Origin of the sequence: Ekhidna sp. (assembly GCF_964218185.1) — a bacterium.
Classification (GTDB): domain Bacteria; phylum Bacteroidota; class Bacteroidia; order Cytophagales; family Cyclobacteriaceae; genus Ekhidna.
Genome location: NZ_CAXPLV010000004.1, coordinates 258,689 through 283,022 on the forward strand (window position 1 = coordinate 258,689; position 24,334 = coordinate 283,022).

General features: G+C 43.0%; 19 protein-coding genes and 1 tRNA gene. 10 read left to right on the top strand and 10 right to left on the bottom strand.

What is annotated here, in order from left to right; genetic code table 11:
* The 3 genes from ACEQZT_RS04990 (at position 1) to ACEQZT_RS05000 (ending at position 10,017) form a co-directional block, all read left to right on the top strand.
* Entirely contained in the window at positions 1-8,439 is an 8,439-nt protein-coding gene (locus ACEQZT_RS04990) for an Ig-like domain-containing protein (RefSeq protein ID WP_370087849.1), read from the top strand.
* Positions 8,440-8,605: 166 nt separating this feature from the next.
* Positions 8,606-9,511, top strand: coding sequence for a type IX secretion system membrane protein PorP/SprF (locus ACEQZT_RS04995; RefSeq protein ID WP_370087851.1), 906 nt, complete (start codon positions 8,606-8,608; stop codon positions 9,509-9,511).
* Between the two features lie 113 nt (positions 9,512-9,624).
* On the top strand, positions 9,625-10,017 hold the full coding sequence (locus tag ACEQZT_RS05000) for a DoxX family protein (protein WP_370087853.1): 393 nt from the start codon (positions 9,625-9,627) through the stop codon (positions 10,015-10,017).
* Here ACEQZT_RS05000 and ACEQZT_RS05005 read toward each other — a convergent pair.
* The gene (locus ACEQZT_RS05005; RefSeq protein ID WP_370087855.1) at positions 9,967-10,158 is read right to left on the bottom strand and encodes a hypothetical protein; all 192 of its coding nucleotides are present in this window, start codon (positions 10,156-10,158) and stop codon (positions 9,967-9,969) included. The genes ACEQZT_RS05000 and ACEQZT_RS05005 overlap by 51 nt on opposite strands.
* 154 nt (positions 10,159-10,312) lie before the next feature.
* On the opposite strand from ACEQZT_RS05005, the gene ACEQZT_RS05010 reads away from it, so the two are divergent.
* Positions 10,313-10,825 (top strand): GNAT family N-acetyltransferase, encoded by a 513-nt coding sequence (locus ACEQZT_RS05010; protein WP_370087857.1) that lies wholly within the window; start codon positions 10,313-10,315, stop codon positions 10,823-10,825.
* 49 nt (positions 10,826-10,874) lie between these two features.
* Here the strand turns inward: ACEQZT_RS05010 and ACEQZT_RS05015 are convergent, their stop codons facing one another.
* The 5 genes from ACEQZT_RS05015 to ACEQZT_RS05035 form a co-directional block, all read right to left on the bottom strand.
* Positions 10,875-11,618, bottom strand: coding sequence for a hypothetical protein (locus ACEQZT_RS05015; protein WP_370087859.1), 744 nt, complete (start codon positions 11,616-11,618; stop codon positions 10,875-10,877).
* A gap of 66 nt (positions 11,619-11,684) precedes the next feature.
* Positions 11,685-13,016: a hypothetical protein gene (locus ACEQZT_RS05020; protein WP_370087861.1), complete on the bottom strand. Its 1,332-nt coding sequence runs from the start codon at positions 13,014-13,016 to the stop codon at positions 11,685-11,687.
* Positions 13,016-13,282: a type II toxin-antitoxin system RelE/ParE family toxin gene (locus ACEQZT_RS05025; RefSeq protein ID WP_370087863.1), complete on the bottom strand. Its 267-nt coding sequence runs from the start codon at positions 13,280-13,282 to the stop codon at positions 13,016-13,018. The genes ACEQZT_RS05020 and ACEQZT_RS05025 overlap by 1 nt, the downstream gene beginning before the upstream one ends.
* Positions 13,282-13,479 carry a hypothetical protein gene (locus tag ACEQZT_RS05030; protein ID WP_370087865.1) on the bottom strand — a complete coding sequence of 66 codons (198 nt, stop codon included), beginning with the start codon at positions 13,477-13,479 and terminating at the stop codon, positions 13,282-13,284. Before ACEQZT_RS05030 ends, ACEQZT_RS05025 begins: the two co-directional genes overlap by 1 nt.
* Before the next feature lie 13 nt (positions 13,480-13,492).
* Positions 13,493-14,398, bottom strand: a complete 906-nt coding sequence (locus ACEQZT_RS05035; protein ID WP_370087866.1) for an AAA family ATPase — start codon at positions 14,396-14,398, stop codon at positions 13,493-13,495.
* Between the two features lie 184 nt (positions 14,399-14,582).
* Between ACEQZT_RS05035 and ACEQZT_RS05040 the strand changes: the two genes are divergently transcribed.
* A complete protein-coding gene (locus ACEQZT_RS05040; RefSeq protein ID WP_370087868.1) occupies positions 14,583-16,496 on the top strand; it encodes a PAS domain-containing protein in 1,914 nt (637 codons plus the stop codon).
* Positions 16,489-16,881, top strand: a complete 393-nt coding sequence (locus ACEQZT_RS05045) for a response regulator (protein ID WP_370087870.1) — start codon at positions 16,489-16,491, stop codon at positions 16,879-16,881. Before ACEQZT_RS05040 ends, ACEQZT_RS05045 begins: the two co-directional genes overlap by 8 nt.
* 1 nt (position 16,882) lies before the next feature.
* Here ACEQZT_RS05045 and ACEQZT_RS05050 read toward each other — a convergent pair whose 3' ends face one another.
* A complete protein-coding gene (locus ACEQZT_RS05050) occupies positions 16,883-17,518 on the bottom strand; it encodes a transglutaminase family protein (protein ID WP_370087872.1) in 636 nt (211 codons plus the stop codon).
* Between the two features lie 7 nt (positions 17,519-17,525).
* Positions 17,526-18,689 carry a methionine aminotransferase gene (locus ACEQZT_RS05055; protein WP_370087874.1) on the bottom strand — a complete coding sequence of 388 codons (1,164 nt, stop codon included), beginning with the start codon at positions 18,687-18,689 and terminating at the stop codon, positions 17,526-17,528.
* A 213-nt stretch (positions 18,690-18,902) separates the two neighbouring features.
* Between ACEQZT_RS05055 and ACEQZT_RS05060 the strand changes: the two genes are divergently transcribed.
* On the top strand, positions 18,903-22,022 hold the full coding sequence (locus ACEQZT_RS05060) for an endonuclease (RefSeq protein WP_370087876.1): 3,120 nt from the start codon (positions 18,903-18,905) through the stop codon (positions 22,020-22,022).
* Between the two features lie 106 nt (positions 22,023-22,128).
* Here the strand turns inward: ACEQZT_RS05060 and ACEQZT_RS05065 are convergent, their stop codons facing one another.
* On the bottom strand, positions 22,129-22,485 hold the full coding sequence (locus ACEQZT_RS05065) for a hypothetical protein (protein ID WP_370087878.1): 357 nt from the start codon (positions 22,483-22,485) through the stop codon (positions 22,129-22,131).
* 163 nt (positions 22,486-22,648) lie between these two features.
* Between ACEQZT_RS05065 and ACEQZT_RS05070 the strand changes: the two genes are divergently transcribed.
* From ACEQZT_RS05070 to ACEQZT_RS05080, 3 genes are read left to right on the top strand one after another with little or no spacing between them, the layout of a single operon-like run.
* Entirely contained in the window at positions 22,649-23,209 is a 561-nt protein-coding gene (locus ACEQZT_RS05070; protein ID WP_370087879.1) for a hypothetical protein, read from the top strand.
* A 13-nt stretch (positions 23,210-23,222) separates the two neighbouring features.
* A complete protein-coding gene (locus ACEQZT_RS05075) occupies positions 23,223-23,405 on the top strand; it encodes a hypothetical protein (RefSeq protein ID WP_370087880.1) in 183 nt (60 codons plus the stop codon).
* 11 nt (positions 23,406-23,416) lie between these two features.
* The gene (locus ACEQZT_RS05080) at positions 23,417-24,055 is read left to right on the top strand and encodes a hypothetical protein (protein ID WP_370087881.1); all 639 of its coding nucleotides are present in this window, start codon (positions 23,417-23,419) and stop codon (positions 24,053-24,055) included.
* 159 nt (positions 24,056-24,214) lie between these two features.
* Here ACEQZT_RS05080 and ACEQZT_RS05085 read toward each other — a convergent pair.
* A tRNA-Ile gene (locus ACEQZT_RS05085) sits at positions 24,215-24,288 on the bottom strand.
* Positions 24,289-24,334 lie beyond the last annotated feature (46 nt).

Below are 24,334 nucleotides of genomic sequence, written 5' to 3' on the forward strand. Positions count from 1 at the left end.
ATGAGAAAACTACTATTACTTACAACTACACTATTTTTATTATTTAACGGATTTGTTGCCAATGCGCAGTTAGATACCAAGCACTACATCCCTCCCATGCACGCACGGGTAGATCCCGGGCAAGGAGGAATTTTTCTATTGCTTAGTACGCCACAAACTGATGCTTTTGATGTCACAGTAACAGATGGAGCTGGAAATCTACTTTATACGCAACAGATTAGTCAATCGGCCCCAGCCACCATTAATTTCGGAACCGGGGGAACATCCACTAAGTTTCTGGTAAGTTCAGCTCAGCTGGCCAGCGTCCTTTCAGATGAAGGACTTATTCTCACAGCCAATAAAGCTTTCTTTGCCAGCGTCAGAGTGGTGGCGGGAGCACAGGGTGCTTCGATGACTTCAAAAGGTACTGCAGGTTTCGGTACTGAGTTCCGTTCAGGTCATATATACAACACCTCAGGTGCTACCAATCGCAAAGCACACATCATTAGCTTCATGGCTACAGAAGATGACACAGAAGTAGTTGTGAGCGAGTATGACGATGGAGCTGGTAACCAGGTGGAATTTGAGGGATTTGGTGGAGCTACTCCATCAACAATTACTGTCAACCTGGACGAAGGAGAATCTTATGTGTTAGCGGCATATGCGGATCAAGGAGCAGCCGCCAACCTAAATGATGTGAATGGTACTAGAATATCTTCAGATAAGCCTATAGCTGTTAACACCGGATCATGGTTAGGTGGATCACCGGGGGGGACACAAGGTGGTAGAGATATTGGTATAGATCAGATTGCGTCACTTGAAGAAACCGGATTTGAATACATCCTTGTAAAAGGTGAAGGTTCCACGAATGAAAATGTGATTGTAGTTGCTGGTGTAGATGGTACTGAAATTTTCTTAAATGGAAGTGCAACACCTTCAGCAACATTAAACGCTGGTGATTATCACAGATTTGATGTTACAGCTTATACTTCTTCCACTTCAGGCGAAAATATGCACATCAGCTCCAACCAACCTGTTTATGTTTATCAGGGGCTAAATGGAGCAGTAGATAGCAATGAAAAGCAAGTAGGTATGAATTTCATACCTCCGATTGTTTGTCTTGGGGGTACCAATGTGGATATAAGCGATGTAGATCAGCTTGGTTCTGCTGTGTTGCAGATAATAGCAGAGAAAGAATTCAATTCCAATCCGGTAATTGTGACTGTGAATGGGGTTGACATTCCCACTGGAGATCAAAAAGTGGTAGATGGCAATTCCAACTACGTAACATACAAACTAACAGGTTATACAGGAGATGTTTCAGTGGAAAGTGAGAGGCCGCTACGGGTAGCTCTTGCCAATGCCAGTGGTGCAGTTGGAGCAGCTGGATTCTTCTCAGGCTTTACAACAGCACCAGTTGTCGAATCTCCAAATGGGTATGACGCATCTGCATGTATTCCTGAGAACGTACCTGTTGAGCTTACTGCTGCAGGGTTTGACTCTTATCAGTGGTATAGAAATGGTATCAAACTAAATGGAGAAACCAATGCAAGTCTTTTTGTAGATGCTCCGGGAAATTATTCAGCGAAAGGAATTTTGGCTGGATGTCAATCATCTGAACAATCATTTTCACTTGAAGTCGCACTTTGTCCGGCGGATGTAGGTATTGCTAAGAATGAGGTGAGTGTAGATAATGTGAGTGGTAGCATCTTTGATGTAACGTACGACCTATACGTGGAAAATTTTAGCTCTGCGAATGATGCTGACAATGTTCAGATCATTGAAAATATTAATTCCGGTCTTCCGTCTGGGGCTACTGCAGTGCTTCAAAGTGCCCCTCAGGTAATAAGCGGTAGCTTTTCTCAGGGTGGGATCAATCCTTCCTTTGATGGAGACGCGGTTACTCAAATGCTTCAAATAGCAACAGAAACCAAAATTGATCCTTCACAAATAGTAGTCATTCGATTTGTTGTTCGCATTGATATGTCAGGAGCTTCATTTCCAACATATACCAATCAAGCAATAGTTTCTACAAAAGATGTTGGTCCCAATGATGGTTCTAATCCTGATCAGCAAGATTTTTCCACCGGAGGAACTGACCCTGATCCAAATGGAAACGGAGATCCTACAGATACAGACGAAAATGAAACAACACAGACTTGTGTAAGCAACACTACTATACAATATGATTCTCCTATCTACTATACTACAGGTAGTAATCCAACTCCTGATATTATTGGGTTTACAGGAGGTGACTTTTCTGCACCTAGTGAGATTACCATTGATCAGGTGACGGGCGAGATAAATTTGTCCGAATCAATCGTTGGTACATATGAAATTGAGTACTCTTTTGGAGGGCTGTGCCCGGACGTGACAACTGTTACCATTGCACTAAACCCACCAGCCGAGCCCACGGTTGTTGCACAGACGGCAAATACCTTTACTCCAACCATAACTGGTTCAGCGGTGATCGAAGCAGGAGAAACACTTTTTGTTACGGTAGAAGGACAAACCTATGAATTAGGAGTCGATCCTGAATTGACAATCAGTGGTACTACCTGGTCATTGGCTCTTCCTGCGGGGGTTATCACGATGGATGGCACCTATGATGTGGATGCCGTGATTGATGATGGAGTGGGAGGGACTACTCCTGATACAACGAGTGGAGAATTGGTGATTGACTCTAGCGGGCCTGGAGTTGATATTCAGGGCGAGCCAGCTATAGTAAACAGTACTGATCCTTACACCGTCACCATTCAGTTTGATGAAGATGTATTCGGATTTGATATCACAGATATCAATATTGGGAATGGATCGGCATCAAGTTTTGTCAAGGTGGATAACAATACATTTACTGTTGTAGTCACACCAAATGGAAGTGGAGACATTACCATTGATGTACCTGCTGGATCGGCCCAAGATGGCGCGGGAAATGCTAGCACAGCTGCTGCACAAGCAAGCACTGTCTATGATGATATACCGCCAGCAGTTCCAACCTCGGATAGTCAAACTACAAATAACACTAGTCCGGTAATTACCGGAACCACGGGAACTGGAGCAGCCCTACAACCAGGGGAGACTATGGAAGTCACCATCAATGGAGCGACCTATGTAGTAACTCCCGCTGCTGATGGCAGTTGGAGCATTGATACAGGGGTAGATACTCCTGATAGCGGAACATTAGGTGCATTTACAGACGGTTCCTACGAAGTGGTTGCGTCCGTAACAGACGAAGCTGGAAATGTATCCACAGATGCAACTTCGAATGAATTGGTTATAGATACTTCAGCACCTACGGTTCCAATAGTAGATAGCAAAACTACCAATGACACAAGCCCGGTAATTACCGGATCTACAGGAACAGGAGCGGCGCTTCCAGCGGGTGAAACAATGGAGGTAATGATAAATGGAGCCACCTATGATGTAATTCCGGATGCCGATGGCAAATGGTCCATAGATTTAGAAACAGCAACCCCTTCAAGTGGCACACTAGGCGCATTTGTGGATGGAATCTCCTACGATATAGAAGTAACAGTCACCGATGAAGCAGGCAATAGCATAACTGATGCTACCACGAACGAACTGACCATCGACACTACGGCTCCAGCAACACCATCAATTACAAATGAGACCATATGTGAAGGAGATAATTTGGTAATAGAAGGTACTACTGGAACAGGATCGGCATTGAATGCAGGAGAAAATCTTGAGGTAGAGATTAATGGTGCAACATACGCTGTAATTCCGGACGGAGCTGGAGACTGGTCTGTGGATACTGGTGCTGATACACCAGCTAGTGGTACTTTAGGCGCATTTGCTGGTGGAAATGATTATACGATTACAGCACGGATAACGGATAATGCTGGGAATGAATCTTCAACTACAGGCACAGCCACCATTGTAGCGATACCAAGTGTAAGCCTGGTAAGCAGTGCTGACCCATCAACGTGTGGAGGATCTGACGGAGAAATAAACCTAAGCTTCACCGATGTACCAAATGGTAGTTATACCATTGACTATGTGGATGACCTCTCCAATCCACAATCTATTTTGGGAGTGAACGTAACCAGCGGGACAGCTACTTTGACTGTCTCAGAGGGGACTTACAATGATATCAGCATTACCATTTCAGGATGCCAATCCACAGGAAATGTAGATGTAGTGCTTTCAGATCCGGCTATCCCAACGATTGCAGTAAATAGTTCAACCAACCCAACAACCTGTGGGGGTAACGGAACAATCGAGTTAGCATTTACAAATGTTGTGGATGGTTCCTATACAATAACTCATGCAGCTGGCTCTTTTAACAATGTAAGCGTAAATGGCGGTGCAGCTACCATTTCGACAGGTGATGGTACATACACAGATCTAAGCATTACTGTAAATGACTGTTCATCAGTGGAAGACCCTGATGTAACGCTAACAGAACCAACCCCACCAACAATCTCTTTTGTTCAGGTAAATGATCCCACTACATGCTCAGGAACTGACGGTAGTGTTGAGATAACTGGCTTGAACGCCTCCACAAGCTATACGGTAGATTATGAATTTGAGGGCTCGTCTGTTTCAACAACCATTACTTCAGATGGTACCGGTAATCTTGAGATAGGAGGCCTTGGAGCAGGAAATGTTACAAATGTCAGCGTTACAGCAGCTGGCTGTACGTCAAACACCTTGACAGGTCCATTTATTTTAAACGATCCTGTTACAGCCACAATTGCTGTTCAGTCCTCATCAGACCCTACAACTTGTGCGGGTGCTGATGGACAAATCGTTCTAAGTGGCTTTGAAAATAGTCTGGCGTACGATTTGACCTATAAAGCTGATGGTGCAACTGTAACAGTGAATGGAATTTCATCCGAGGCTGACGGAACATTGATAATCTCAGGACTTTCAGACGGTAACTATACTGATTTTCAGGTGACTAAAAATGGTTGTGTCTCCAATCAGGTAGACGGACCAGTGACTCTTGCAGACCCTACACCACCGACAATAAGCTCCACGGTGGGGACTGACCCTTCTACATGTGCAAATACGGATGGTGAAATTGATTTGAATGGTCTAAATGACCTGGACACCTATGATGTCACTTATACCAAAAGTGGTACAACAACCACAATAAATGGTGTTTCGCCAACAGGGGGAACTTACGTGATTACCAACCTTACCGCTGGTACTTACACGAACATAAGTGTTTTAGAAATCGGTTCAGGTTGTCAATCAAACATCATCCCTTCACTAGTATTAACTCCACCGGATATCGTACTAGGGATCACCTCTGACCCAACCACCTGTGGCGGTACAGAAGGAACAATCCAGATTACTGGTTTAGCTGAAAATACTACTTATGATTTGAATTATGAGTTGGATGGTGTAGCCGCTACAACTGTTTCGATTACATCCGATGCTGATGGTGAGTACATTGTGAGTGGTCTCACTGCTGGAGCTTACACACTGATGAATGTTACTGATGCCGGGGGATGCGTTTCCAATGATCTGGCTACAACACTAAATGACCCACCAACTCCAACAATTACTTTGGGAACTACGAGCGATCCATCTACCTGTGGTGGAAATGACGGAAGTATCCAGATTACTGGACTAGAGGCTACAACACTCTATACAGTAAGATATTTTACAACGAGTAGCATTTCACAGAGCTTAACTTCGGATGGAAGCGGAAACATTACCATCTCCGGATTATCAGCAGAGTCTTATACCGGAATTACAGCTACGATCAATAACTGTACCTCTAATGCACTTGCAACAACATTAAATGACCCTCCGTCTCCAACGGTAGTACTTGGTTCAAATCCTGAGGTTTGTTTTGGTGAAGCAAATACACAGCTTACTTATTCCGGCCCAACAAACAACCCGAATAAATATCAACTGGATTTTGATGCGATTGCAGAAGGAGAGGGTTTTACGGACGTCTTGAATGCAACATTGGGTGCTAGTCCTATCAACATATCTGTACCAACAGATGCTGCTCCGGCTGTTTACAACGCTACTTTCAGGGTGATCAATACAACAACAGGATGCGAGACGGATTATCCGATTACATTGACGGTGAACCCACTTCCAACCGTACCAACCGTGGACTTTCAGGTTACAAATAACACAACACCGACCATTACAGGTTCGGCAGATGCAGGTAACAATGTAGTGGTGGAGGTAGCTGGGGCCATATTTAATACTGTAGCAACAGGTGGAAATACCTGGACAATTGATACAAACACACCGGATGCCGGAACCTTTGCGCCAAATGTTAATGGGGCTAATGAGGTGATCGTCACTGTAAACGATGGGACATGTGAAAATGAAGATGCTACTTCAAATGAATTGATCATTGATACCACTGACCCGGAAGTACCAGAGGTATTCAGTCAGATTACCAATGATCCGACACCTGTGATTCGAGGCACGGCCGAACCTGGAAGTACTGTCACGGTACAAGTAGGAGGCGCCACATATGAAGTAACTGCTGACGGAAGCGGAAACTGGACAATCGATACGGAAACATTGGCTCCAACCAGCGGCACATTTGCTCCTGATGTCAACGGTGCAAATGAGGTAATCGTAGAAAGCACTGATGCCGCAGGTAATTCAACTTTTGATATAACCAACCTTGAGCTTACGATCGATACGACAGATCCTGTAGCACCTACAGTAGAAAGTCAAACAACCGTGGATACTACACCTGTGCTAAATGGAACTGCAGAGCCAGGTAGTCAAGTGCAGGTCGAGGTTGGAGGAGCTACTTATCTGGTGGTTGCAGATGCATCCGGCAATTGGTCGGTTGATACGGAGACAGCTACCCCAGCTTCGGGCACTTTCGCACCAGATACAAATGGATCCAACGAAGTAGTGGTGACAAGTACTGATGCAGCAGGCAATAGCTCAGTTGATACTAGCACTTTGGAGTTGACCATTTTGACCGGTGATAGCGATGGTGATGGAATACTTGATGTAGATGAAGATATTGACGGTGACGGTGATCCTACCAACGATGATAGCGATGGTGATGGAACACCAGATTATCTGGACGAGGATGATGATGGTGACGGAGTAAATACCATAGATGAAGATGTAGACGGTGATGGAGATCCTACCAATGACGATACTGATGGCGATGGAACACCAGATTATCTGGATGAGGATGATGATGGCGATGGAATCAATACCGAAGATGAAGATATTGACGGAGACGGAGACCCTACGAATGATGATACTGACGGTGACGGGACCCCAGATTACCTGGATGAGGATGATGACGGGGATGGAATCAATACCGAGGATGAGGATATAGACGGAGATGGAGATCCAACGAATGATGATAGCGATGGAGATGGTACACCGGACTATTTGGATGAGGATGACGATGGAGATGGAGTGAATACCATAGATGAAGATGTGGACGGAGATGGTGATCCTACCAATGATGATACCGATGGTGATGGCACTCCTGATTACCTGGATGAAGATGACGATGGAGATGGTATAAACACCGAAGATGAAGATATTGATGGGGACGGTGATCCTACCAATGATGATACCGATGGTGACGGCACACCTGATTACCTGGATGAAGATGACGATGGAGATGGTATAAACACCGAAGATGAAGATATTGATGGGGACGGTGATCCAACCAATGATGATTCAGACGGAGATGGTACGCCTGATTACCTGGATGAGGATGACGATGGTGATGGCATAAACACCGAGGATGAAGATCTGGACGGAGATGGCGATCCTACCAATGATGATTGTGACAATGATGGCACACCAAACTATCTGGATACTGACTATTGTGACTCAGATGGTGATGGCATCCTGGATAATGATGAAGACACGGATGGCGATGGCGATTTCTACAATGATGATTGCGATAATGATGGTACTCCAAACTTCCTTGATCCTGATGCATGTGACACGGATGGTGACGGATTGGATGATGAGGATGAAGATACAGATGGAGACGGTGATCCATACAACGATGATTGCGACGAAGATGGAATTCCAAATTTCCAGGATCCGGACACCTGTGATACGGATGGTGATGGAGTACTAGACGAAGATGAGGATACCAACGGAGACGGGGACTTAAATAATGATGATTGCGATGAAGATGGAATCCCCAACTATCTGGATACAGACGTATGCGAAGCAGTAACTCCTCGAAAAGGATTCACTCCGGATGGCGATGGCATCAATGACTTCTTCTTCATTAAAGACATTGAGTTCTATCCCAATAACAATGTTCAGATATATAACCGATGGGGAAATAAGATATTCGAAATTAATGGTTACGACAATCAGTCCAGAGTATGGTCAAGTGAGGTAACGCAAGGCTTGACCTACGGTGATCGGGTGGTGCCTGATGGCACCTATTATTATCTGATCAACCTGGGTGATGGTAGCAAACCGATATCAGGATTTGTAGTAGTGAACAAGTAGGTTAGTACACTATGTTTTGTTGGAAAGGGCAGCCATTGGCTGTCCTTTTTTGTAAAAAAACACCAACCCGAAAAATGGGCTATTCACCGTGAAATACCCTCCCATTGGCGAATTATAGCCCTTTTCATCTCCTTGCTTTAGTTGCTTTGTATTAAAGGAAATTGAAATGAGATCACGACTATTACTTCTACTATTCACATTTGTTGCTATTCTTTCTCTAAATGCTCAGCAGCAGACTATGTTCACTCAATATATGTTTAACGGATTGGCTATCAATCCGGCATATGCGGGTAGCCATGAGTCAATCAGTGCTACCGCACTGGCAAGGGTCCAATGGGTAGGCATAGAAGGTGCCCCGCGGACTCAGACGTTCTCCGTTCACTCACCTATTCCTGGAAAAAATATTGGGCTTGGAGCCTTCTTCGCTCACGATGAGCTGGGCGTGACCGAGCAAAACACCCTTTATCTATCGTATGCTTACAGAATGCAAATGTCAAAAGGGACCTTGTCCTTTGGATTGCAAGGAGGCTTAAGATCCAGCAGCATCAACTACAGTGATCTGGGAGTCAATGATCCTAACCTTCAATCCAACATCAGCGAAGCGTCTCCCAACTTTGGAGCAGGATTGTTTTACTCCACAGAGCGATTTTACGCTGGAGCCTCCATACCTGTAATGATGAACAATGAAATTGGATCGGGAGATAATTCAGATGTGCAATCAAAGCAGATAAGACACTTCTTCGCAACAGCCGGGTATGTATTTGACCTTTCACCAGTACTGAAATTGAAACCAAGCACCTTGATTAAGTCAGTATCTGGAGCACCTATCGAAATGGATATCAATGCCAACCTAATCATTAATGATCTGGTATGGTTTGGACTTTCCTACCGATCTGGCGATTCCATCGATCTATTGTTTGATCTGCAAATCAATCCGCAGCTACGGTTTGGGTATGCTTATGATTACACGCTTTCTGATCTAGGTCAGGTCAATTCAGGCTCACATGAATTTATGATCAATTACCGATTTGTATTCGCCAAAAACAAGATCGTAACTCCTCGTTATTTCTAGGTTTTGATTTTTTTGATTGTCCCCTTGAGGGGACTACAGGGATGTTGGAAACTAAACTTATCTATAAAGTTTAAGTATACGGGATTCATTAAATTGGGCTGAAAATTCAGCCTATGAAATCTATCTTTCTTTCTGCCCCGGTTCTTTGCCTGGCCTTTCTTGCCATTCTCTTTCTCCAGTCCGGACTTGACAAAGTGTTAAACTATAAAGGCAATAAGGAGTGGCTTACTGGCCATTTTGCAAATAGTCCACTCAAAAAAATAACTGGTTTGATGATCCCGATGATCACGGTACTTGAGGTGGCATCCGGCGTATGCTGTGCAGCAGGAATCTATTTCTTCATTTTTGAGAGTAGTGCACAAGTAGGATTGATCGGAGCACAACTTTCCACCCTCTCCATCCTTGCATTGTTTTTTGGTCAGCGCGTGGCGCAGGACTATGCAGGAGCGGCAACCTTAACCACCTATTTCATTATTTCCATAATGACGATCTACTTGCTGTGGTGAAACACCTCTTTGTAATGCATCCGGCACTTCTTGCAGTCGTGTAATCACCTCTTGCACTGCTACCACTACTTCTTGCACTGATGTAAATGGTTCTTGCAACGATGTAAGTACTTCTTGCAGCAATGTAAATGGTCTTTGCATTGATGTAAGAGGTCTTTGCAATGGCGTCAGGGGTTCATGCAATGATGTAAATACTCTTTGCAACGGTGTAAGTACTTCTTGCAGTACTGTAAGAGGTTCTTGCAGTCATGTAATTCCGAAAAAATAGCTTAGGATTGCAGAATACAACTTAGTTATGTCCATAATCATTTCTCAGGCAAAACCGGAAGAACATAAAGCCATCGGTCAACTCATGGTGGAAGTCTATTCAAACCTGCCCGGATTTGCTACAAAGGAAGAGCAACCTGCATACTATGAGATGTTGGCCAATATTGGGGAGTTTGCCAAAAAGGAAAGTGTGGAACTGCTGGTGGCAAAAGAGGGAGAGCGGCTGCTGGGTGCGGTGGTCTATGTGGGTGATATGAAAGATTATGGCTCTGGAGGCACGGCGACTATGGAAAAGGACGCTGCAGGATTTCGATTACTGGCGGTAAGTCATGAGGCCAGAGGCATGGGCTTGGGGAAGCAGCTGACCGAAGCGTGCATTGAACGAGCCCGATCGAATGGCTTAAAACAAATGATCATTCATACGACCGAACCCATGAAAGTAGCTTGGGGGATGTACGAGAAGATGGGCTTTGAGCGCTCACTCGATCTGGACTTTAAGCAAAATGGCCTGCCGGTGTATGGGTTTAGATTGGGGCTTTAGTCATCCTCGTTACAAACGAAGACGAGGGAGGTCAAGAAATACAATGACGTCATTTCTGCCTAGCTTTTCCATTAAGTTCATGAATAGTTCTGGGCAAAGTATTAAATAAGAAAACACGGTCGAACTTGAAGTTGTATTCACATTCTATTGTATCCTTTGGAACAATAAAATTACCTGAAGCCCTACCTCCATGAATGATCATTACTAACCATATTAGGTCGCAGGAATTCAGGTAGGATTTTCTATGAAATTCTTTCTTGTTTATTGTTTTCTGTACAATGGATGACTTTAACGTAGGTGACCATATATGATCATAGTATGTCCAAATACTATGATTATAATCACAAATCCTTTCTATGTTAAATCCTGATATGCCGTTAATCAAAACTAAATTTGGATTGTTGTTTGATGACCAAGATTCACCTATTGGTGGTATATGATTTTTTACTAAATCCACGAGCTCCATCGCCTTCTCTTCTATTTTAGATTTGCGTATGGGTGAGTATTGATTAAAATTGATACTTACGTGAGCATTAGGGAGGTTGTTATTTTCCCATATTCTTTTTGAAGCATCCATAAGAGAATCCCAACTTCCTTCTAAATAAATTCGAGGATATTTGCTTTGAATGGTATTGTAAATCTGTGTGAGTTCGATTCCAATATGTTTTTCAGTCTTTACAATAAAATCTGGATTATCATCATGTTTTATATTTTCTAAATCATAATCCCCGAGACTTTCAAGAAAAGCTAATCCAAATTCATACTCAAGTATTTTCTTTGTTTCTCTATCCATTATAATTATCAAATTAGGGATACCCTCAAGACTAACCTATCAAATATACCGTTTCTGAAACTTGGTTTACCCCGCCGTATTCTTCTTGTTCATCTCCCTTACCGCTCGCTCTATGCCGTGAGGGGTGAGTGGGAACATGGGCACCAGCTGCTTCATCGCCTGTATGGTGTAAGTGCCCGGCCAGTAGCGTAGTGGCTCAGGGTTGAGCCAGACAGACTTTTTAAACTTCTTCACAATCGCCTGAATGTTTCGGATGCTGAGTGCGCTTAGCTCATAGGGTGCCATGGCAGAATCCCCAATGAAAAACACCCGGTAGTCCTTGCTGTGCATGAGCAGCTTTTCTATAGAAATGTAGGTGCTTCGTCGCTCATCTATCCACACCCGGTCATAAATGGTGTTGTGGAAGTAATATACCTCAAGATCATGCGCAAAGCGGGTCTTCATCTTGCGAAAGAGCTGCTGCACGGTGCGTACATAAGGAGACATGGAGTATCCGCCATTATCTATCAGCACGATCACTTTCAGGTCTTCATTCTTCTCGCTGGTAAGTTCCGGAATGAATAGTCCACCTCGCTTCAGCCCGGATTTGATTGTGGTAGGCACATCCAGCTTTTCCACGGCACTTTCTTCGATCACCCCTTTGATGGAAGCCAGAGCGGCATCCACGTTGTTGTCATTAAGGATGGCGTCCCTGTCCACCGGAAAATAGTTTTTGTCACCCATGACTTTGCGTGCCATGCGTCCACCACCTTGTCCACCCACACGAATGCCATTCTTTGCTGCACCTCCATGCCCGTAAGGAGAGATGCCACCCGTGCCTATCCAGTGGCTACCGCCGCTGTGGTTGGTGCGCTGCTGGTCTTTTACTTTTTCCATACGCTCCAGTAGCTCCTCAAGTGTGAGGTCAGAGTAGTCAGCCATCTTATCCAGCACGCGCTCTGCCGGCTGTCCGTCTACCTCCTGAGGGTCTTCATCCTTCAGGTCGGGATTGTCTTTATCCCAGATTTCCTTGCCATTGATCACCTCTTTGATGTCATAGGAGGTGAGGTGTACCTGATCCAGAAAGAGGTTTGCGAGCTCCTCATCAGAGAGCGCTACATCCTTATCTGCTTCGTCTATGTATTGGGTCTTCCACTGCTTAAAGGTCTCTGATCGGAGGATAGCATCTTCAAGTGTCTGTCCCGGGGCAATGGGCACATGTAGGAAATATTCGTAGTATGCCTTAGTAAACGGTCCGATATCGGCGGGTTCTTTCACCACGATACCTTTCAGAACATTGTGAAGGTCACCAAGTGTTTTCACAAGCCCCTTTTGCATCGCCTTTCTCAGAATGAGCAAGGTTCTTACATCGGCCTGGAGGCCGTGCTTTCGAAACGATGATGGAAGAGAGCTTAGCATTAAGGAAATATTTTATAAATATCTTTTCGATGCGCAATTCTAGCTAATTCAAGATGATCCTTTTCAGCAAATAGTCCAACACGGTAATTGCCTAATCGAATTCTGTAAGCATTTTTAAATCCTGTTAATTTCTTAATGCCTGAAATATCGGAAAGTTGATCTGAAGACTTTAGCTGTTTGATTAAGTCAATAACAGCATCCTTGTCCTTCCGATTTTTGAGTTTGTCTAAATCCTTATGAAACCTTTTAAGGAATATAAGTTCCATTAGCTGGCTAACTTGGATAAAATATCTTTTTCGGAAACCGTATCAGTGCGATCGATATCCCTCATTAAGATACTTAAACCTAAATCTTCCATCTCTTCTTCTGTTAGGATCTTACTCTTGACTTTCATTTTTGCAAGTAAAGTTTTGATGAGTTTTAGCTCCTCCCTATTTTTCGGATTTATTACTATTGAATCCATGATATAAAGTTAATCAATTCCACGATGGTCCGCCAAAATTGTTGTCAGCACCAATCATACGATTGACACGTTCCATATCGGCCTGGGTCTTTATCAGCGCCCCAATTCCCTCCAATCCTTCAATTTTTTCAATGGCTTTTTTGGGAGCTATGTCACTCATGTATTTCAGCCAGTTTAAAATCTCACGGGTTGTAGGAGATCGCTCCAGTCCAAGTCTTCTGAGGTGATAGAATACATCCAGCGCTACTCTTACTACCTTTTCGTCCAATCCGGGATGATGTTTTTCAATGATTTTTTCCATCACATCTTTTTCGGGAAAGTGGATGTAATGATAGATGCATCGTCCCTTGAAAGCGGTAGGTAACTCCTGTTCTCGATTGGAGGTAATGACGATGGCCGGCATATCTTCTTCCGAAACCTCAATCACCTCGCCGGATTCGGGCATGATAAACTTTCGGTGGCTAAGTGCATACAAAAGGTCGTTTGGAAACTCGCGTGGAGCTTTGTCTATCTCATCGATCAAAAGAACAGAATTGGGTTTACTGTAAGCAATAGCCGCCGGACCTTTCACCACATAGTCAGCCAGATTCTCCGGATTTCGATCGCTGGTGGATCGTGGTGCCAGTCCCTTTTCTTCTCGTTGGGCATTCAGGATTTCAATCTGTGAATCCCTCAAATACTTCACATGATCAAAGCGAGCTACGAACTGCTCTACGTTGCTTTTTGATCCCACAGGGTAAACCTCCAAATCCAGTCCTCTGTCGTTTGCGTAGTGAATCGGAAGTTCAGTCTTCCCTGTCCCCGGTTCTCCCTCAATAAGCAGGGGCATGCCCAATGTACGTGCCATGTGAAAGGCCTGAGCCAGTTCAGGGTCGCACAAATACTTTTCCGATCCGGTCCAATGTGTGGTTTCTGCCATGTCTTACTAACTCTTTACCGCAAATTAAGTTCATCTGGTCGTGGAGAAAAGAAATCAAGCTGGTGCATTATGATTTAAATATTTTACCGTTACTCGAAATAGCTTTTTATTTTCCAAACAAATTGCTAACTTTTAAAGAGATATTAAGAACTCACAAGTAAGAACTCATTAAATCTACCAGCTAATGGAAAGCCCGGCTACCGAGTCTTTTATTGGTAATCATGTGCTTGACAGAAGAATAAGAACCACTCTGTCTAACGCTAAAATTACGCTGTGTGAGTTAAATCTAACCAAACGTATTATCAATTGGTCAGTGGATGATTCATTCCACTTTTTCGAATTTTCTAAATCTTATGATGGGACTTTTGATGGATATTTCGAGCTGATCCATGATGACGACAAGGATCGAGTAGCGAATGCGCTTGAGAATTTGGAACTAGATAGGTACGTAACGCTGGAGCATCGTGTAATGTGGGTAGACGGAACTTATCACTGGCTGGAGGCTATAGGAAAATTGTATCAGCAGGACGGTATGAACCTATTAATCGGAACAATCCAGGACATTACTGACAGAAAGCGGTTGCAAATAGAACGTGAAGAGTGGGAGCGGAAACATAAAGTGATAGCTGATGCGGCAGGTATTATTGTTTATGACTATGATATATCGTCGGGTAATATTCTGTGGAGCGGAAATGTGCAAAAGATACTTTCTTTTTCAAATGAGGAGATGGGAGATATAGATCGATGGGGTGACCTCATACACCCAGATGATCGGGAGGAAACATTTAAAGCACTGGAAGAGGCGCAAGCTAATCTTGGGACTTTTGAGGTCTATTATCGATTCATGCGAAAAAACGGTGAATACCGACACATATACGATAAGGGAACATTTCTTTCGAAACGCGGAAAAGCCGCTCGTATGCTTGGGATGATGAGCGATGTGACGGAACTGATGCAATCCAAATTGGCCTTGCAAGAGAGTGAGAATCGCTTTAAATCTCTTATGAACAACTTAAATGTTGGAGTTGCGCTTTATGATGAAAATTTGACACCCAAAATTTTCAATAATGCAGCTTATGAGCTACTCGGTATGTCGAAAGAAGCTTTTGAAGGTAAAACTGTTACAGATCCGGAATGGAATGTTATTGATGGTGATGGAAATCCAATGGTGCCAGATGAATTTCCAATCGTTCAAAGCATAAAAACCGGAGAAACCATTCGGCAAGTTGTGATGGGAGTTTACAGGCCAACTTTAAGGGATCGAGTATGGTTGATGGTGGATGCAGAGCCTATTTGGAATGAATTCGAGAAAATAGACCATGTCATTTGTACCTACTCCAACTTCACAGCTAGGAAGCGGATGGAAGAGGTTTTGAAGGAGAAGAATCAGCAGTTGAAGATTACAACCAACGAGGTGGTGAGGAGAAACGAGCGGCTACTTGAATTCGCACAAATTGTTTCTCATAATCTCAGGTCTCCTTTAAGCAGCATTAAAGGACTGAGTGAGCTTTATTTTAGTAGTGATTTGCAGGATAGAGATCAGTCTGTAGAATACATCAAAGATGTTTGTGATAAAGCCCTGGAAACCATCGATGACTTGAACCAGGTATTGAAGATGCAGCAAGACGATCGCATACAGTCATCTGTGGTTCAGTTTGATCAAATACTTGATTCGGTTTCTGAATTATTAAAAATAGGCCTGTTAGAGAATAACATTGAGATAGAAACAGATTTTGAGCGTGCCCCTCGCATCAGCTACCCATCGGTCTTTTTGGAAAGTATCCTGTTGAACTTGCTTAGCAATTCCATCAAGTTTACCTCTCAAACAGAAAAGCCTAAAGTGATCATCAGAACAGAAAGAAATGCAGATAATGTTGTTTTGCATTTTATAGATAACGGATTAGGTATAGATTTGTCAAAGTATGGGTCAGATATTTTTTCCTTCGGGAAGACATTTCATGACAATAAAAACAGTAAGGGAGTAGGGCTCTTTTTGGTGAAAAATCAAATCAGGGCGATGGGGGATGAGATTACTGTTGAAAGTGAGGTGAATAAGGGCACTACGTTTAAAATAGTTTTTAAGAATCAGTATGAGTAGTAAGGTTATTGGGTTAGTAGACGATGAGGAGGTATTCCATTGGATTGTTGAGAAATACATCAAAAAACTGAACAATGGATGTGAGTTTCTCTCCTTTTTCAATGGCGAGGAGATTTTCAAATACTTGAGTTCTGCACCAGAGGTAGTTCCCAATATCTTGCTTTTGGATTTGAATATGCCGGTATGTAGTGGTTGGAGATTTCTTGAAAATTATACCAGCACCACCAGCACCACCGCCACTACGGATATGGATATTTATATTCTTAGCTCATCTATTGATCCAGAGGATAAAATAAAGGCTAAGAAATTTCCCGTTGTGAGAGAGTTTATCTCAAAGCCCATAAGCAATGATTTCTTGAAGCGAGCATTGGGAAGAATAGAATAGGCTAAAGCTTTAGCTCACCAGCTTCATTTAGGAGGTTTTTTAGGTTGGGATAATTCTCCTCCATATTTTTCTGAATGAATTCAAAAGGCATATCCTCGAACGAGCCATAATCGTCCAGATACTCCATGAATTCCTTTCCTTCATTATTGAATTCCTGAAAAATGGAATCTGATGTTCCATCAAATTCAAGAGGCTCTACTCCGGTGAGTCTGCAAAGCTCCTGATTGAAAGCCGGAGTGGCTTTCACCCATTTGTTGTTTAAGAAAACGTCCACCATCCCGTGTGGAGTCAGCTCATTAGTGCCAAACTTTTCAGTTAGTCGTTCTACCGCAATGTGATTTTTCACTTTAGCCAAATGAAGCTTGGCCGGAATTCCCAATGCTCTCAATCCAGCAATGTACAGAATGGCCTTGTCGATACAGTGTCCGTGTTTTTTTTGAACGATGCTGCTGGCCTTGAGCGCCTCTTTCCGGAAACGTATATCATACGGATTGTATCTCCAGCCATCACGCACTTTTAGGTACAGTCCTATGGCTTTCTCCTGATCTGATTGGAGGGGAGCGAACTCCGAAATCAAATCCTGGATGAGCGGGTGACCATAATCAAAGAAATAGGTGCTGGCTGTGTTCTCTTTCATCCCCCTTTCAACCTTTTAATTTCATCAATCGTTCAGCTGCTGCTTCGATGGTCTCAGTGCGCTTAGCAAAGCACAATCGAATGACTTTATCCCCGGGAGGATTGGTGTAGAATGGTGACATAGGTATAGCTGCCACCCCGATAGCTGTGGTCAGGTATTTAGCGAAAGCCAGATCATCCATATCGCTAACCTCAGCATAGCTGTAGGCCTGAAAATATGTACCTTTTGCCACCTTGGGAGTGAGTGGCGTATCAGCCAGTAGCGAATTCATGGTGTCTCTTTTTTCTTGAAAGAATGAGGGGAGATAGGTATAGTTTTTTGAATCACTCAGGTAATCGGCAATTGCAAACTGCACGAAGGAGTTTGTGCAAAATACATTCCATTGATGGATGGATTTAAACTCGCTTACCAAATACTCTGGACCAACAACATATCCCATCTTCCATCCGGTAGCGTGTAGTGTTTTCCCAAACGAAAACACCGCCATTGACTGATTGAATAGAGTAGGGAACCGCATGATACTTTGGTGCTCTTCACCATCGTAGATCAAATGCTCGTACACTTCATCACTCAAAACAATAATGTTGGTGTCCTTTACAATCGCTTCCAAGGACTGCATATCTCCTTTGGATAATATTGTGCCGCTAGGGTTGTGTGGGGTGTTGATGATGATCATGCGCGTTTTATCATTGACCATATCTTTTACCCGATCCCAATCGATGGCATAATCCGGATAGGTCATCGAATATGGCTTCACCACACCTCCTGCCAGGTGTATTTGTGGAGTGTAGCAATCGTATGCGGGCTCAAAAATGATCACTTCATCGCCTGTGTTCACAAATGCCATGATTGCTGTGTAAAGTGCCTGGGTAGCTCCTGCCGTAACACAAATCTGCGTGTCTGGCTTTATTGGCATGCCATACAGCCCTTCCATTTTCTTACTCAGTGTCTCATTAAGTTTTGGAAGTCCGGCCATTGGGCAGTACTGATTCATCCCATCGGTTACATACTTCGATACCAGCTCTTTTAGCTTCTCATCGCATTCAAAATCCGGGAAACCCTGACCTAGATTTATTGCTCTGTGCTCTGTAGCGAGCTTCGACATGACCGAGAAAATGGTAGCTCCACCTCCTGATAGCTTTGATTGAATTGAGACTTGATTTTGTGCCATGGTTCAAAAATAAGCGAATGAGTCAAGTTACAGCAGCAACAAAATTTGATCATATATAATTGAGAATTTGAAGTATTAAATTTTAATGATGGCTGGAATTTGAAATGAAACTTAACAATTCGTTCATCTCTAAAAATTTCATCAATTAGGTATTTCGTCTTTTTTTGCCGAAATTGAGTACCCGTAACAACCCGAAACCTAACTGATCTTATTATGAGAAGAATTCTTGGCATTTTATTGCTATTAGTCACAAGTGTGTCTATAGCTCAGATACCTCCTGGCTACTATGATGCAGCCCAGGGAAAAAGTGGAGCCGACCTGAAGGCAGCACTAAATACAATCATTAAAGGACATACGGAATATCCCTATTCATCATCTTCTACGGACACATGGGATATATTAAAAGAGACGGATGTAGATCCCAACAACCCCAACAATGTGATAGGACTCTACTCGGCATTTTCAATGAATGCAGCTGCCGAGTACGATGGTGGAAATGGCTGGACTCGAGAGCATGTGTGGGCGAAATCACGAGGGGATTTTGGTACTACTGCTGGTGCAGGTACTGATGTACATCACCTCAGGGCAGAGGACGCCTCCACTAATTCTGCAAGAGGGAATCGAAATTTTGACGAAGCGACTGAGCAATACATTGATGGAAGCGGTCAATATTCCGGGCCTACTGATTCGTATACAGGAGGTTCAGGTGCATTCACCTGGGAGCCGCGTGATGCAGTAAAGGGAGATGTGGCCCGTATGCTTTTTTACATGGCCACTCGCTATGAAGGAGAAGCTGGTGAACCTGACCTTGAATTGACCGAGACATTGTTATCATCTACGGATAATTCACCACTCCATGCGAAACTCTCTGTTTTGCTTGCCTGGCATCAGCAAGACCCGGTAGATGCATACGAGCAAAATAGAAATGATATCATTTATGGATATCAAGGCAATAGAAATCCATTCATTGATCATCCGGAATATGTATCGTTGATTTGGGGTGGAGGTACTCCAGCTGCAGGCTTCACTTCATCACCTGAGACATCAGCCACCGAAGGAGTTGCCTACAGCTACAGCATTACAACCTCCGGAGGAAGTGGCACTCGCACACTTTCTGCTACTACTCTTCCAAACTGGCTTACATTTACTAACAGCGGCAATGGTAATGGTACGTTGAGTGGTACCCCGGCTGCCGGTGACGTAGGAAATCATGCTGTTACTCTAGAGGTGACTGATGGTACTGATATTGCTACTCAAAGCTTTACGATCACAGTTAGTGCAGCTTCGTCAGGTGGTAGTGCCACTGAGCTCCTGTTCTCAGAGTACGTTGAAGGCTCCTCCTATAATAAGGCCATTGAAATAGCAAACTTCACTGGTGAGGACGTTAATCTTTCAGGATACGTAGTGAAGAAACAAACTAATGGATCCGGTGCTTGGTCCGCTGGAATTGCTTTGTCAGGTACTCTAGTCAATGGTGATGTGTATGTACTAGCACATTCCTCAGCTTCTTCAGCTGTTTTAGCGCAGGCAGATTTTACAAGTAGCAGTACAGAACTGAACTTTAATGGTAATGATGCCTTGTCCTTACACAAGGATGGTGTCATGATTGATGCAATCGGTGAATTCAACAGCACTGCAACTTTTGGAGCCAATGTTACTTTGGTCAGGAATGCAGACATCACCTCACCCAATGCTACTTACACCACTTCTGAATGGACATCAAATGCCTCCGATTACTTTGGAGATCTCGGCTCACACACCATGAATGTGACGCCTCCCAATGCTGCTCCTTCGGTGAATATTACAGCGCCATCAAGTGGAGCAACGGTTACAACAGGTGATGCAGTAAATATGACTGCTTCCGCAAGTGATTCGGATGGCTCGATTACATCTGTAGAGTTTTTTGTCAATGGGAGTTCGGTAGGAACCGATACATCATCTCCTTATCAGACATCCTTTACTGCGGTGGAAGGCAGCATGAGCTTGACAGCTGTCGCTACTGATAACGATGGAGCCAGCACTACATCAGCTGCTGTTTCGATCACAGGTGAAACGCCGGTGGTGACAGGAGCACTTTACTTCTCAGAATACATCGAAGGAAGCAGCAACAATAAAGCCCTTGAAATCGCAAACACATCTGGTGCAAGCGTTGATATGACCGGCTATGTGGTGAAGAAGCAAGCCAATGGCTCAGGAGACTGGTCTGGCGGTATAGCCTTGAGTGGCACTTTAAATCATGGCTCTGTATATGTTTTAGCCAATTCATCAGCGAATGCTGATATGCTTTCTAAAGCAGACTTTACTGGCGGCAATACGGAATTGACTTTCAATGGTAATGATGCAGTAGGTCTATTCAAGGATGGTACCTTGATCGATATACTTGGTGCTTTTAACAGTTCCGCTACTTATGCTCAGGATGTTACCTTGAGAAGAGATGATGCGATAGACGCACCCAATGATGTGTATACCACCTCCGAGTGGACCCCTCATGCCACCGACAACAGTGCAGGTCTTGGATTGAGGTATGGTGAAGCATCTGGGTCGAGTGAGACACTCTTGACTTATGATGGCTTTGAGTCAGGCTGGGGTAACTTTTCTGACGGAGGTAAAGACGCCTATCTATCTTCAGATGCTTCACGAGCTTTTGCAGGAGTTGGATCTGCAGGCATTCAGGACAACACGAATTCTTCTGTGATCACCTATTCCAGTGGTGTTGATATCACGGGATATGATCAAGTTAGAATTGATTTCAATTTTCTCCCTGTTTCCATGGAGAACGGAGAGGACTTCTGGGTGCAGATTTATAATGGTTCGTCTTATGTGACCGTAGCTTCATTCGCCAGAGGTACTGATTTTGAAAATAATATATTCTACGCAGCATCAGTTGTCGTTGATCCAGGCATGGTGAATTTTGCTTCCAACATGAGAGTGAGATTTCGTTGTGATGCTTCCGGCAATAGCGATGATGTATACCTTGATGAAATCTTTGTCACGGGGATTAATACAGCCGATGCACGATCGATTGGAGGTAGTAGTCTAGTTGAGCTTCATAAAGCAGCAGTGGAAGAAACATTGGAAGTAGTCGAAGAATTTATCGTTTATCCTAATCCGGTTGTAGAGCGATTGACTATTCGTATAGAAGGTGATAAAGATGAGGAAGTAAAGTTTAGGTTGATGGATATGAATGGAAGGGTACTACTCTTCAAAGATGTGACTTTAGTGGATGGTGCAAATGATATAGAGCTGGACATCTCCACTATGGAGCAAGGAATGTATCTTCTGGATATCATTCAAAACAACACCTCGCAATTGAGCAAGGTTTTCAAAAAGTAGTCGGTTTTAATTTTAGATATTATTAAAAACCCTGCTGTAGTTTACATGCAGGGTTTTTTTATAAGTTTTCAGGGTGGGGTAGTGAATTTAGAATCAGAGTGCCGAGCTAAGAAGCCAGGTAGTCTTTGGCATCTTCTTCAGAATCAAAAGGCTGTACCTCGGTCCCAGTGACCAGCGCATACCCTTTCAGCATAATCTTCTTTATCCCACTCACGCCAAGCACAGCTCTTTTTTCAGACTTCCCTTTGAAATACTGCTTACCATAGCTTTTGAGCCTATCCATTACTTCCGGATCAGTAAATGTCCCTCTCACGTCTAGCAATAGATAGATTTTCTCTGTTGCTTCCAGGTAGTGCTTTTTCATCTCTTCAAGATTATCTAACACCACCTCCTTGGATTTCATGTCTTTGAAATTGACATATAGAATTTTCCGTCCTTTATGAGCAATATATGATACAGGCATTCAGTAATTTTTTCAATTCATAAAAGTATACCGAATGAGTTTAACTAATGGTTTTTAATTATCTGATAGGTTTAGAATTCGATGACCAGCGTAAGTATTTCGAGTAAATAAAATACCAAATAATTGCTATTCACTGATTAAAGTAATCAGCGTTGATTTGAATATGAAAACTTCAATTATCGCTTTTGTATTACTATCCTCGTTTAGCCTTCATGCAAAAAGAGCTCACCTCTCTGAGCTCTATAAGGTTGAGGAGAGAATTTTGTTTCTGTCAGTGAATCTGGATGCGGAAATGATGCAGCTTTCGAAGTATAAAAATCTCAAAGCATTTTGTAGTGATGATAGTTACAGACAAACGATTTTCGGCTTGTTAGATCAGATTCATGAGTACCATGATATGTTGGAGTCGGATCTCCAGAATACCACCTACAATCATTCCACAAGAACTATCACCCGGATTTTAAGTCACATGGATAGGTTGGATCAAAAATTCAATCCAACTGCTTTTACCAGCTTTTTTAGAGAGCAATGTTCTTACCAATCAAAAATTGAGGAGCACTCAAATCATTATAAAGCTGGTTTTGGAACACATTCTTATGGGGGAAGAGTGTATGCTCAGGAAGTTGTAATGTATAGATATCTCAATCGATTAACTAAGAGGGTGGAAAAGATCAAAAGGCATGTTGAGCTTTTTTATATCCGAAGAAAGGTTTGGGAGCACTAATATTTTACTCGACATGACGAATAGAAAAAGAAATACAATGACCATGCTGGAGTACTGCAAGGTGCTTCTGAGTAAGCTTAGTTTCAGTCCAGAACTAATTGAAAAGGAGTATAAAAAGGCGCTTAAATATTTAAGCCCAAATGATCAGACTGAGCTTAAGAGATGGTTGCGAACAAATAGAACAAAGATTCACTAAATGATACGGACATGAAATGGAAAAGAATTCTAAGTAAAAAAAGAAACGAAACACTTATTCTGTTTTCGGTGCTTTTGATGATATCCATGATTGCGACTATGCACAAAAAGCATTTGTTGGATTTGGAAGAAACAGTTACCTCAATCTATGAGGATCGGTTGGTGGCAGAAGACTACATCTTTGATTTATCGAAAATGATGAATTCAAAAAAGGTGGCACTTAATAATGACAATGAGTTAGTTGAAAAAATAGCTCTTGCGAATCACTCTGTTGATGAGCTCATTTATGATTATGAACGTACCAAGTTGACGGAGAAAGAAATCGTCATTTTTCGGAAGCTTAAAAAAGACATCAGTGTTTCGAAAGAGTTTGAGAATCAAATAATTCATAATCCTACTCTATCTCAGCAGAGATCAATTAGAAAAGCACTAGACAATCAATACGATTTGATCCTGGAAGATTTAGATAGGCTATCTGAAATACAGTTGTTTGAAGGAAAGCGCCTTCTCGAAACATCAAATCAGATCATAGCTTCAAACGGAATCACAAACCGTTTAGAAGTGGCACTACTGATTGTCATATTGCTAATCTTCCTCATGGCAGTTTCATCTCCTAAGGCCCTTATTCAGAAAGACTTATGGTATAATTAGCGCATCGTATGGAACGAGTGCAAAAACAAAGCCCCAACCAATTTGGTCGGGGCATTTTGTTTGTGGGCCCACCAGGGCTTCCTTCACTATCGTTCAGGATAAACTTCTCTCCTCAAGCCATTTAAACAAAAAAACCTCACAATGTGAGGTTTTTAAAAGTGGGCCCACCAGGGCTCGAACCTGGGACTTACTGATTATGAGTCAGTTACTCTAACCAACTGAGTTATAGGCCCAATCTTTCTTTCAAAAGGGAGCGCAATATTACATATTTGCCATTTA